This window comes from Brasilonema bromeliae SPC951 (assembly GCF_012912135.1).
Classification (GTDB): domain Bacteria; phylum Cyanobacteriota; class Cyanobacteriia; order Cyanobacteriales; family Nostocaceae; genus Brasilonema; species Brasilonema bromeliae.
Genome location: NZ_QMEB01000209.1, coordinates 1 through 12,263, shown reverse-complemented (window position 1 = coordinate 12,263; position 12,263 = coordinate 1). Strand labels below are relative to the sequence as shown.

The 12,263-nt window shown below is 45.7% G+C and carries 10 protein-coding genes; 1 reads left to right on the top strand and 9 read right to left on the bottom strand.

The features are described from left to right. Window positions 1–124: 124 nt before the first annotated feature. The 9 genes from recF to DP116_RS21915 all read right to left on the bottom strand — a co-directional run bounded on the left by recF (window position 125) and on the right by DP116_RS21915 (window position 10,789). Window positions 125–1,318 (bottom strand): DNA replication/repair protein RecF, encoded by a 1,194-nt coding sequence (gene recF, locus DP116_RS21955; protein ID WP_169157194.1) that lies wholly within the window; start codon window positions 1,316–1,318, stop codon window positions 125–127. Between the two features lie 419 nt (window positions 1,319–1,737). Continuing rightward, a complete protein-coding gene (gene atpC / locus DP116_RS21950; protein ID WP_169157193.1) occupies window positions 1,738–2,151 on the bottom strand; it encodes an ATP synthase F1 subunit epsilon in 414 nt (137 codons plus the stop codon). A gap of 196 nt (window positions 2,152–2,347) precedes the next feature. Next, window positions 2,348–3,796 (bottom strand): F0F1 ATP synthase subunit beta, encoded by a 1,449-nt coding sequence (gene atpD, locus DP116_RS21945; protein WP_169157192.1) that lies wholly within the window; start codon window positions 3,794–3,796, stop codon window positions 2,348–2,350. Between the two features lie 367 nt (window positions 3,797–4,163). Next, on the bottom strand, window positions 4,164–4,568 hold the full coding sequence (locus DP116_RS21940) for a fasciclin domain-containing protein (protein ID WP_169157191.1): 405 nt from the start codon (window positions 4,566–4,568) through the stop codon (window positions 4,164–4,166). A gap of 290 nt (window positions 4,569–4,858) precedes the next feature. Then, window positions 4,859–5,482 (bottom strand): nucleotidyltransferase family protein, encoded by a 624-nt coding sequence (locus DP116_RS21935; RefSeq protein WP_169157190.1) that lies wholly within the window; start codon window positions 5,480–5,482, stop codon window positions 4,859–4,861. Further along, entirely contained in the window at window positions 5,479–6,642 is a 1,164-nt protein-coding gene (locus DP116_RS21930; RefSeq protein WP_169157189.1) for an XdhC family protein, read from the bottom strand. The genes DP116_RS21935 and DP116_RS21930 overlap by 4 nt, the downstream gene beginning before the upstream one ends. 175 nt (window positions 6,643–6,817) lie before the next feature. Next, on the bottom strand, window positions 6,818–9,130 hold the full coding sequence (locus DP116_RS21925) for a xanthine dehydrogenase family protein molybdopterin-binding subunit (RefSeq protein WP_169157188.1): 2,313 nt from the start codon (window positions 9,128–9,130) through the stop codon (window positions 6,818–6,820). After that, on the bottom strand, window positions 9,127–10,125 hold the full coding sequence (locus DP116_RS21920) for an FAD binding domain-containing protein (protein ID WP_169157187.1): 999 nt from the start codon (window positions 10,123–10,125) through the stop codon (window positions 9,127–9,129). The genes DP116_RS21925 and DP116_RS21920 overlap by 4 nt, the downstream gene beginning before the upstream one ends. Window positions 10,126–10,195: 70 nt before the next feature. Then, on the bottom strand, window positions 10,196–10,789 hold the full coding sequence (locus DP116_RS21915; RefSeq protein WP_169157186.1) for a (2Fe-2S)-binding protein: 594 nt from the start codon (window positions 10,787–10,789) through the stop codon (window positions 10,196–10,198). 514 nt (window positions 10,790–11,303) lie between these two features. On the opposite strand from DP116_RS21915, the gene DP116_RS21910 reads away from it, so the two are divergent. Further along, a complete protein-coding gene (locus DP116_RS21910; RefSeq protein ID WP_169157185.1) occupies window positions 11,304–12,128 on the top strand; it encodes a SirB1 family protein in 825 nt (274 codons plus the stop codon). Window positions 12,129–12,263: the final 135 nt, after the last annotated feature.

Sequence of the window (12,263 nt, the reverse complement as noted above, 5' to 3'; positions counted from 1 at the left end):
GAACAGGGAACAGGGAACAGGGAACAGTGAACAGTGAACAGTGAACAGTGAACAGGGAAATCCCCATAAATAAATGACGACTGTATTGGCGAATTGGGAGACGGTTGACTAATGACGGGCAGACTTACTTATTTGCTTGCGATATTTCACCAGAATCCACAGCAAGAATTTGCGAAGAATTTAGCCACTGTGAATCAAAAGAACCCAGATGAGTAGTGGTGATCAGGGTTTGAAAGCGGTCTTGAATGGCATCGAGTAGCTGATTCTGTCGAGATGGATCAAGTTCTGCTAAGACATCATCAAGTAGTAGCAGGGGTGGTTCGCCAACCACTTGTTCTATAAGTTGCAATTCTGCTAGCTTTAAGGCTAGTACCAAAGTTCGCTGCTGACCTTGAGAACCGTATTGACGGCATGGTGTTTGATTAATTGTCAATTCTATTTCGTCGCGATGGGGACCAACAAGAGTTGTGCCTTGATGCAACTCCGCAACCGCACGTTGCTCTATTTTTTCTAGAAAAGCTTGCTGTAATTGTTCCGGATTGTTCTGGTCTAATGAGACATTGGGTGAGTAGTTGAGTTCTAGAATTTCTGTACCACCACTGATACTGGCGTGCCAAGCCTTGGCAATAGGGGCTAGTCGCTGTATGGCGCGATCGCGTCGTCGAATCACCCGTGTTCCCGTGGTAGCCAACTGTGCATTCCAAATATCTAACTCAGAATGCTGTGGAGTTTGGGCTTTTGCACTGACCTGATGCAGTGATTTTTCTTGTAGACGCGCACCCGCTTCCCGTAACGATGGCGACTGGTGTTGCAAAGTGCTTTTTAAGAAGGCATTGCGCTGTCGCAAAACCTGATTATATTGCTGTAAAATATGAGCATAGACAGGTTCAAGTTGGATTAACAGAGTATCCAGCCAATTTCGACGACCTTCAGGACCACCGCGAATAAGATCTAAATCTAAACTAGAGAACTGTACTGCATTTAAGACACCAAGAAAATCCATTTGACGCCGCAGAGTCTCACCATTCAAAGCAACGGTACGGCGACCATTTCGACGCAAGGTGAGACTAAGGTCACTGATGCCAGTTTGTCGCTCTAAAGTGGCAACAAGCATGGCTATGGTTTCTCCATCTTGAATTAAATCGCGATCGCGTGCCATTCTGTGCGATCGCAATGTCGCCAGCAATTCCACCGCCTCCAACAGATTGGACTTGCCCTGAGCATTATTGCCTACCAAAATGGTTTTGGGAGCACTAAACTCAACTTGCTGCTGTTTATAGTTGCGAAATTGTCGCAGATGAAGGGTTTTCAGGTACATAATACGCGCGCAGAGAATTTTCCCTCTCCCTATCTCTTTCTCTCTTTCTCTCTTTCTCTCTTTCTCTCTTTCTCTGTGTTCTCTGCGCCTCTGCGGTTTTTTTATTCTCTGTGTTCGCGTATCCCTCAACGGGACGCTTTGCGACGAGCGCGTGTCACGCCACTTGCTCCACTTGGGGAGCCAGTGGCGTGAAACCCCAAGACCGCAGTAGCTCCCCTTGGGACATACGCAACGCAGAACTGGCAAAAGCGAATAATGCACTCCCTTGGTAGTATTTGTCCTCAGACAGCAGTCTGCCAGCCACGCCTAAAGTATGGTAAAAGCAAGCTAAGCCTCTTATAACCTCATGTTCCTTCAGACTTACTGGAAACTTCTGTCAGAGAACAATTTGTAGATAAAGTAACCCTACCTACAAGCAGCTAGACTGTACCACCTGCAGCTTGAAAACGAGCGCGGGCGCGTTTGTATGCTTGGTTTGCTTGGATTTGGCTTTGGCGCTCTCCTGCTTGTACTTGATTCAAACGGGCTTCTGCTTCACTCAAAGCAGCACGGGCTTCCTCTATGTTAATTGTGTCACCCCGCTCAGCACTGTTTACCAGAATTGTGACTTCATCTTGTTCAACTTCGGCAAAGCCACCTAACAGGGCGATCGCTATCCAAGCCTGATTTTTATTGGCACGTACTCGCAGAACGCCCGTATCTAAGGCTGTTAACAGTGGTGCGTGTCCGCTGAGGATACCGAGTTGACCAGTGGTGCTGGGCAAAATGACTTCTTCAGCTGGGGCATCCCACACAGTTTTATCTGGGGAAATTACACGAACAGTCAATGTCATATTTCAGTTATCAGTTATCAGTTATCAGTTATCAGTTACTGGTCATCAAGTATCAGTGAACAGTTATCATACTTATCCTGATAACCCTTCGGGTATGCGCAAAGCGCACGCCTGACGGCTAACGCCAGAGCCGGCACGAGGGAAACAAGGACCGCAGCACTGGTCTCACTGTTCACTGATGACTGTTCACTGAATATTAGCCCTTGAGTTTTTCAGCTTTGGCGATCGCCTCATCAATATTCCCAACCAAGTAGAAAGCTTGCTCTGGCAGATCATCCAACTCTCCAGCAAGAATTCTCTGGAAGCCTTTGATGGTTTCTTCCAGCTTCACGTACTTACCAGGAGAACCAGTGAACACTTCTGCCACAAAGAACGGCTGGGACAAGAAACGCTCAACTTTCCGTGCACGCGCCACAGTCAGACGGTCATCTTCAGACAGTTCATCCAAACCGAGAATCGCGATGATGTCTTGAAGTTCCTTGTAACGCTGCAGTGTTGATTGTACAGCACGAGCAGTGTTGTAGTGTTCTTCGCCAACAATGTTGGGCTGCAACATGGTGGAAGTAGAATCTAGGGGATCCACAGCTGGATAAATTCCTTTAGCAGCCAAACCCCGCGATAGCACTGTTGTTCCGTCCAAGTGAGCGAATGTGGTTGCGGGTGCGGGGTCGGTTAAGTCGTCCGCAGGTACGTACACTGCTTGAATTGAGGTAATTGACCCTTCGTTGGTGGAAGTGATGCGCTCTTGCAGTGCACCTACGTCGGTTCCTAATGTTGGCTGATATCCTACCGCAGAAGGCATCCGTCCCAACAGAGCTGATACTTCTGAACCTGCTTGCACAAATCGGAAGATGTTGTCAACAAACAGCAGCACGTCCTGCTTGTTAACATCGCGGAAGTACTCTGCTATTGTCAAACCCGACAGACCAACCCGCATTCTTGCTCCGGGTGGCTCGTTCATCTGACCGTACACTAGGGCAATCTTCGATTCGTTGAGGTTATCTTTGTTGATTACCCCAGATTCAATCATTTCATTATAAAGGTCATTGCCCTCACGGGTGCGCTCACCCACTCCAGCGAACACTGACACTCCGCCGTGTTGTGTGGCGATGTTGTTAATCAACTCCATCATAATGACGGTCTTGCCTACGCCAGCACCGCCAAATAGACCAATCTTACCACCGCGCCGATAGGGAGTTAGCAGGTCAACAACTTTAATTCCGGTTTCAAACACCGAAGGTTTGGTTTCCAATTCTGTGAATTTGGGAGCATCGCGGTGGATGGGCAATTTTTCATCCGAATTGACAGGTCCCCTATTGTCCACAGGTTCGCCAAGGACGTTGAAAATCCGACCCAGCGTGGCTTTACCAACAGGCACACTGATGGGAGCGCCAGTATCAGTAACTTCCAGACCACGCACTAAACCATCAGTGGAACTCATCGCAACAGTTCGGACTTGGTTGTCACCTAGCAGCTGCTGCACTTCGGTAGTAACTGAGATGTTTTGTCCGGCTTCGTTAGTACCTTTGATTGTCAAAGCGTTGTAGATTTGCGGCATTTTCCCGTTGGGGAACTTGACATCAACAACCGGACCAATAACTTGGGTAATGTAACCAATGTTTGTTTTTTCTGCTGTGGTGACCATGCTGAGCCTTAATGATTGAAGCTATATTTGGGATCGGGTCGTCAAGGACATAAGATTTTGCTCTTGTCTCTTCAAGATTAGCACTGAACGATCCCCTCTATTGCGCTTAAATTTCTCCTTAAGATTCAGGCTGTGGAGTGGTAATTAGGTTATGCTGCTATATTCGTTAACAAAAAAAGTTCATCTATAACAAATGCTGTGTCTATTGATGGCAGACACAGCAGCTAGACCAGATTCCGAAAAAACCGGTCAACTTTCAGTAATAACTAGAGATTTGGTTAATGTGGTGTTTTCTAATTTTAATGTGGGGCACCGACTGTAGGTAGTGGCTGCCCCAAAAGCGATATTTACTGGGTGAAGTGTTTCCTTATGCAGGAATCAACACTGTGTCAATAACATGGATGACACCATTATCAGCAGTAACATCCGGTGTTGTGACTGTGGCATCATTCACTTTGACGCCGCCATTAGAAGCATCAATTTTCACTTGTGAACCTTCAACTGTAGGAGCTGAGTCAAGCTTAACTACTTCAGCTGATGTCACCTTGCCTGAAACAACATGATACGTCAGGATTTTCTGGAGTTTTGGAATGTCCTGAAGCAATGCGTCTACTGTGCCTGCTGGAAGCTTAGCAAACGCATCATCTGTGGGTGCAAAAACGGTGAATGGACCAGCGCCTTTGAGAGTATCTACCAGATTGGCAGCTTGGATTGCTGCAACTAGAGTACTGAAAGAACCAGCGTTAACTGCAGTATCTACAATGTCAGCCATGTGTTTCACCTAGTTTTATTTCATTTGTTAACAAGTATAAACTACTTTTTGGATAATAACAACTATAAGCCGATAAAAATACCGTATTATTTTTTTAATTATTCACGACGTGGATTAATGCAAAACACGGAGCGTATCGTATGCCTTACTGGCGATATGGTGTGTTCTGGCTATCAATCATAGAAAACTGCTGTGTTTGCTATAGTTGAACACGGCGGAAACAGGAAAGCCCAACCGCAACGTTGGGAAGCCCACACCATAATCAATGATATTGGTGTGGGAGGATGTCACTAACTTTGACTTAGTAATCGCTCGTAGTCCTGCGGTGTATCGATATCAATAGCACCTGCTGCAAAAGGGAGGCAAAAGACCTCATGGGAATATTTCTTAATAACTTGTTTTGCGCCTGATGTCGCTTCTAAACTGGTGAGGTCTGAAAAAAACTTGTGGCTAAAAAGGGCTGGAACTCCCAATGTTTGAGCATATTCAGAAGCAATAATCCCCTGACCTGTAGAATGGTAAGCAGCGACAAGTTGATTGATAACATTGCAGGAAATAAATGGCTGGTCGCACAGTGTCAGCACGACTCCCTCAATTTCTTCAGCAGCAGCGTTGAGTGCTGTCATACCAACTTTAATAGAAGCACCCATCCCCTCGTCCCATTGCGAGTTTTCTACCACCAGAACCGGAAGCTGGCTAACTTCTTGACGCATTTTTTCTGCATACGCTCCCAGCACAACGATAATAGGGTTGCAAACTGAGGCAACAACAACCTCTACAGTATGACGCAGGAAGCTGCGCCCTTGAAATTGTAGGAGTTGTTTCGGCTGACCCATGCGAGTTGATGCGCCAGCCGCCAGAATGATTGCGCCAATAGCTGAGGTTGCATTTTCTGCCTGAGGCGAGTTTATCATACGTTGAGATGTTGCTGACGGGACTGGATTGCTTGAACATCTGGTTCATCGATAGGATGATGAATCGGTCCAATTCTATCTCTCAACAACCCAGCAGTACGTTTGGCAAGGACAGCCTGAATCTCAGCAATTATGGAAAGCGCAATTTCCACTGGTGTATCAGCGCCAATGTCAATACCAACTGGAGCATACACTCGGTTGAGTTGTTCTTGAGTGTAGAACATTCCTATGGAGTGCAAATCTTCTAGTAATTCTGCGGTTCTGCGTTTTGGACCAAGCACACCTATGTAGCGTACTGCAGATGGCAACAACATTTTTAGGAGTTCTCTGTCGTGGAAGTAGTTATGTGTCATCGCGATCGCTACCGTGTTATCCTCTAACAACACATTTTTATGAGCAGCTTCTGCACTGGTAAGAATCAACTTATCAGCATTGGGAAATTTTTCTGGGGTTAGATAAGTCGGTCGGTGGTCTACAACAGTGACGTGCCAACCTAGCTCTTTAGCAAAGCGTACAACTGGGATAGTATCTTGACCTGCTCCAAAAATGAGTAGCGGTGTTGGCGGCTTGATGAATTCAATGAAAACTTCTACACGACCGGTTGAGAACTGGTAAGTTTGAACTTTTGATTTTTGCTCTTGCAAAGCTGCTTGAGCATCCGTAATAATAGCTTGGTTAAGAGTAGAATCTGCGATTTCAGTAGTCATATTTTTATCTGAGTCAAGCATCAAGTGATTTCCCACCTTTGCCTGAACTTGACCGTCCACACAGAACACAGTTGCTAAAACTCCTGAGTGTCTTTTCGTTAGACATTGGGCAATGAATGTTAATTGCTTATCCAAACGCTCAATGAGAACATGAACCGCTCCATTACAACCTAACCCAAGTGCCCAAATAATTTCCTCTGCGACTTCTGGGTCATATTTTACTAAAATCGGTTCACCTGAAGCCATGACTTGTTTGGCGTGTTCAAAAACGTCATTTTCCAGACAACCGCCACTAATAGAACCTGTCATACAACCATCTTGGGTCATGAGCATTCGAGCACCAGGTCGTCGGTAAGTAGAACCTTTGACCTTGACAACTGTAGCAAGAACTGCAGTTTGACCACGACTTTTAATTGCCAGGAAGTCGGTAAGGATATCTTGTAATTCTTTCATGTTTTCGGGAGAATTGACTAGGGATTGCAAGAAGTTATATCTCTCGTTCCCAGCCTGAGGCTGGGAATGCCTAAAAGGAGGCTCTGCCTCCCAATGATTATATTGAGGCGGAGCCTCAAGTTATGCATTCCCATGCTGAGCATGGGAACGAGAAACAATGCTGCAAGGTGTAGGTTTACAGCAGCTTGTCAGGAGTTATTGGCAACTCGCGAATGCGCTTTCCTGTTGCATGATAGATGGCATTGGCAACTGCTGCTGCAACGCCAGTAATTCCGATTTCACCAACACCGCGCACACCGATAGGGCTAATGTGTGGGTCGGGTTTATCAATGAATAGCACGTCAATGTCAGAGACATCTGCTTGGACAGGAACGTGATAATCTGCCAAGTTACGCACAACGAAACGACCGCTTTGTTGGTCGAGTACAGTCTCTTCCATTAATGCCATGCCTATCCCAAAAGTGATACCGCCTAGAATTTGGCTGCGTGCTGTTTTGTGGTTGAGGATGCGTCCAACATCAATAGCGCTCACGAAGCGCGTTACGCGTACCTGTCCCAAACGTGGATGAATGCGTACCTCAGCGAACTGCGCGCCAAAAGATTGAAACGCATACTGCTGCTGGTCGGAGTTTTCGTCTTTGCCAACGCAGATTCTCACGACTTTGTTGTCTGAATTTTGTTGTGACTCTGAGGCAGCAGTGTTTGCGATCGCTTCAACTTCTAGTATCGGCAGATTGTTGCGCTGTAAAAGTTCTGCGTAAGTTTCACCTCTCGATGGCTCGTTCTTGAGGAAAACACGTCCGTTCTCAGTTAAGATTGCCTCTTGTGCGACTCCATACAACGGTGACGATTCGTCATCAATCGCAAGACGAATCACCCGACTACGTAATTCTTGTGCTGATCCCTGGACAGCTGGTGCAACACTTGCTGCTGACTGCGAACCACCAGCAACAGGTGCTAAAGGCATGGACGATTCACCCAGCTTAAACTCAATTCGTTCAACAGGTAGCCCAAGCGCATCAGCAGCAATTTGTGTCATAACCGTGTAAGTGCCTGTACCGAGATCGTGGGTTGCACTCGATACGACAGCACGTCCATCAGCGAAAAGTTGCGCTTTTGCTGACGCTGGAGAACGGTAGCCTGGATACGTTGCAGTTGCCATTCCCCAACCGATGAGATAGTCAGAATCGCGCATAGAACCTGGTGTGGGGTTACGGCGTGACCAGCCGAATCTTTCTGCACCCAGTTGGTAACACTCTTTGAGGTATTTGCTCGACCAGGGTTTGCCTGTGTGCGGATTTACATCAGCATGGTTGATGATGCGAAGTTCTACAGGGTCGATTCCTAACTCATACGCTAACTCATCCAGAGCCGATTCCAACGCGAACATACCTGGCGCTTCTCCTGGTGCCCGCATTGGTGTTGGATTGCCAGTGTTGACTCGAACTACATGATGCACCACTTTTAAGTTTGGACACGCATAAAGCATCCTTGTTGTCAATCCGCATGGCTCAATAAATTCATCTACTTCGGAAGTTTGCGATGTCGTCACGTGCTTAATGGCTGTGAGCTTTCCGTTTTTTGTTGCACTCAGTGCCAGCTGTTGAATGGTGCGTGAACGATGACCGCAAGAGGTAAACATTTGCTGGCGCGTGACCATAAGTTTGACTGGACGACTAACGACACGCGCGGCGACTGCTGCTAAGATACTGTGCCACCATGTAAAACCTTTGCAACCAAATCCACCTCCGACGAAGTGCGAGATGATACGGATACTTTCCTCTGGTATACCAAGCGTGTAGGCAACAACATTGCGTGTGCCAATCACCCACTGTGTGGCATCGTAGATTGTGAGTTGATTGTCGTTCCACACGGCAATAGAAGCTGACGACTCCATCGGGTTGTGGTGTTCAATTGGCGTTGTGTAAGTCTGTTCAATTTTGACGTCGGCTGCAGCAAAGGCTTTGGTTACATCGCCCCGTTGCACTTGCAGTTCTTCGCCAAAAAACTGTTTTGGTTGATATGCTTTCGGTGATTCTGATTCTATTTCAACGCTTGGCTTTTCTTCCTCATAAGTGACACGGACGAGGGATGCAGCGTATTTAGCTTCCTCTAACGTCTCAGCAACAACTACGCCAATATGTTGCCCGTCATAGAAAACTTCGTCTGATTGCAGTGGGACCAACTTTTCACCAAGCGCACCTTTGACTATATCTCCTTGTTGCATTTGATTAAGTTTTGGCGCGTTGAGATGGGTGAGAATAGTAAGTATGCCTGGTGCTTTCTCTGCCTCAGAAGTCTCGATGTTTTTTATCCGACCTTTAGCAATAGTGCTTTGGATGAGCACAGCATGAGCGATATTTTCTTGCGGAATCTCTGCTGCATAGGAAGCTGCACCCATGACTTTGAGTCGTCCGTCAACACGGTTAATTGGCTTACCGACAACTTGCTCTCTTTCTTTTGGGGGGGAAATAACACCTGAACTCATGCTTGACCTCCTGAGATTGCTGCTACGGTCTTGAGTGCTTCTTTAATGGTTCGTTTTGCTAACTCAATTTTGAATTCATTGTGTCGATATGGTCTAGCTTCCTGCATCGCCGCATTCGCTGCTGCGGTGAAAGTCTCTTGTGTAGCTGGTGCACCGACTAATACTTCCTCTGCTTCCAAAGAACGCCACGGCTTTGTTCCTACACCACCAAGAGCAATACGCGCATTGCGAATCACTTCCTCATCTATTTCGAGAACCACGGCTGCAGATACGAGCGCAAAGGCGTAAGACGCTCTGTCTCGTATTTTTAGGTAGTGCGATCGCCTGTTCAATGGTATTTCTGGCAAATCAACTGCTGTAATTATCTCACCGTGTTCCAGCACTGTTTCTAAATGTGGTGTCTCACCAGGTAGCAGGTGAAAGTCTGTGATGGGAATACTCCGCTCACCTCTAGGTCCGTGTGTCTGGACAACTGCATCAAGCGCAACGAGCGCAACACACATGTCACTGGGATGTGCGGCGATACAGTGTTCACTTGTGCCTAAGACTGCATGCATCCGGTTGAAACCTTCTAATGCGGCGCAGCCTGAACCAGGCTGACGTTTGTTGCAGGCAAAGGCTGTATCATGAAAGTAGGAGCAACGTGTTCGCTGCATCAAGTTCCCGCCGACTGTTGCCATGTTCCGTAGTTGAGCGCTGGCTCCTGCAAGAATGGCTTCTGACAGCACAGGATAGCGTTCCTGAACGATTGAATTGTATGCAACATCGCTGTTGCGCGCTGTCGCTCCAATTCTGATACCACCGTCATCTTTAGTGACAATTTCTGTTGACGGTAGTTTGCGAATATCTACAAGTTGACTTGGTGTATGTACACCTTCTTTCATTAAATCAAGTATGTTGGTACCACCTGCAATGAACATTGCTTGTGGCTCGCGAGTGAGTGTTGCGATCGCCTCGTCCGAATTAGCAGCGCGTACATAAGTAAATGGATTCATCCGTTTTGCCTCCGTTATTTTGCTTAAAACAGTGATCAGTGATCAGTTATCAGTTATCACTGTTCACTGTTCACTGATGTGCTGAGGCGTTTGGGTTAGAATTGTCCTCGCCGTTGCACAATTCACGAACTGCTGCAAAAATATTTGCGTAAGCGCCACATCGACAAATATTGCCGCTCATTTGTTCGCGAATGTCAGCATCGGTTTTCGCGTGTCCTTCTAAGAGCAGTCCTACAGCAGACATAATCTGCCCTGGAGTGCAGTAACCGCACTGAAAAGCATCGTGGTGGAGAAATGCTTCTTGTACTGGGTGCAAATCTTCACCCTCGGCTAAACCCTCGATAGTCGTGATTTGCTCACCGTCATATGAGACAGCAAGCGTCAGGCATGAGTTGATACGATACCCGTCAACAAGTACAGTACACGCACCGCACTGTCCGTGGTCACAGCCCTTTTTAGTACCTGTTAGCCCAATATATTCTCGTAGGACATCCAGTAAAGTGACACGCGGATCAATCTGCAAATTGTATTCTGTACCGTTGATATGTAATGTGACTGCGATGGTACCAGCAGAAGGTACAGAACAGGTCAACGGCGCATTTGACGATGGTATTTGGTCGAGTATTGAAACGCGTTCTGAAGTAGTTGTGCTCGTGTTCTCCATGTTCTCGCTCCTTCAAGAAGGCTGTTGGGTATTTGATAACCACAGATGAACATATATACATTAGTTTATTCATGTACATCTATGTTTTTATTTTCATCAAATCAACCAGTGTTAAAAATTTAATTTTGTGAACGATTGTTTTTACCTATAACTGACAGCAGCTTGTCCAGCGTTGTTGGTTGCGTATATTAAGCTCTGTATCATTGACATGAGCAACCACAGACAAGCAACTTCTTTATACTTTTTAGAGAGCATTTAAATTAGATAGCATTTCAAGCAAATTTAGTATAAAATACTAAAATTTTAATCTTTCGGGAAAAAGTGATGCAAAAATAGGGAAAATTCCAGCACCGAGTGTGCTTGAGCTACTGTCAATCCCACTATTGACTTAACTGTAAGCTGAATTTTGAATTTCTATTTTTGAAATCGCAATAGCAAGTTTAATATAAAAGTAGAAAAAGCATCATATACGCTTTCGTCTTTTTTTTGAACCTATATTCAAGAACATCTGCTTATGAACTTCTCGTCAGCGCGGCAATATTTTGCTCAAGAAATCCAGCAGCCTGATGAGCATATTGACTTGGCAAAGGCAGCTTTATACATAGCACAAGAAGAATATCCCAACATCGACCCAGAGGAATATCTTAATGCCTTTGATACAATGGCTGTCGAGCTACAAGAACGCTTACCATCCCAGAGATATCCCTTGCGAGTTATTCAAAGTATCAATCAGTATCTTTATGATGATTTAGGATTTGCTGGGAATCAAAAAGATTACTATGACCCTCGCAACAGCTTTTTAAATAATGTCATTGAACGTCGGTTGGGAATTCCTATTACCTTAGCACTTGTTTATATGGAGGTCTCCCGAAGAGTAGACTTTCCTATGGTGGGCGTAGGAATGCCAGGACATTTTCTAATTCGTCCTGAGATTCCAGATACGGAGATTTTCATTGATGCGTTCAATTTTGGCGAAGTCATGTTTCCACAAGATTGTCAAGAACGCCTCAATCAAGTTTATCAACAACCCGTGCAGCTGCAACCGGAATTTTTAGCAACAGTGAGTAAGAGGCAGTTGTTAGCACGGATATTGGCGAATTTGAAATATATTTACCTGAATCAGCAGGAGTTGGAAAAAGCTTTAGCAGCCGTTGAACGGATTTTACTACTGTTTCCTGGCGCGGCACTAGAATTGCGCGATCGCGGTCTTTTGTGCTACGAACTCGGTCTATTTGCTCAAGCTGCTAACGACTTGGAAACTTATCTGATAAAAGCTCCCCAAGCCGAAGATGCTGTTACAATTCGACAGATCCTGAGTTTGCTTAAAAGGATGTCGTGACATTCAGTCGTGTTGAAAATGAGTCATGAAGTCCTAGTAGAAATATCTAAATTTTAATGACAATGCATAAGTGAATTTTAGTAATACCGATTCTCTATAAACTTGCACTAAATAATTAAATCTCTCTTCTTGCTC

Coding starts and splice junctions, on each gene's coding strand:
- atpD (WP_169157192.1), bottom strand. CDS start 3,796: ATGGTCACCACAGCAGAAAAAACAAACATTGGTTACATTACCCAAGTT.
- DP116_RS21930 (WP_169157189.1), bottom strand. CDS start 6,642: ATGAAAGAATTACAAGATATCCTTACCGACTTCCTGGCAATTAAAAGT.
- DP116_RS21940 (WP_169157191.1), bottom strand. CDS start 4,568: ATGGCTGACATTGTAGATACTGCAGTTAACGCTGGTTCTTTCAGTACT.
- DP116_RS21910 (WP_169157185.1), top strand. CDS start 11,304: ATGAACTTCTCGTCAGCGCGGCAATATTTTGCTCAAGAAATCCAGCAG.
- DP116_RS21925 (WP_169157188.1), bottom strand. CDS start 9,130: ATGAGTTCAGGTGTTATTTCCCCCCCAAAAGAAAGAGAGCAAGTTGTC.
- atpC (WP_169157193.1), bottom strand. CDS start 2,151: ATGACATTGACTGTTCGTGTAATTTCCCCAGATAAAACTGTGTGGGAT.
- recF (WP_169157194.1), bottom strand. CDS start 1,318: ATGTACCTGAAAACCCTTCATCTGCGACAATTTCGCAACTATAAACAG.
- DP116_RS21920 (WP_169157187.1), bottom strand. CDS start 10,125: ATGAATCCATTTACTTATGTACGCGCTGCTAATTCGGACGAGGCGATC.
- DP116_RS21935 (WP_169157190.1), bottom strand. CDS start 5,482: ATGATAAACTCGCCTCAGGCAGAAAATGCAACCTCAGCTATTGGCGCA.
- DP116_RS21915 (WP_169157186.1), bottom strand. CDS start 10,789: ATGGAGAACACGAGCACAACTACTTCAGAACGCGTTTCAATACTCGAC.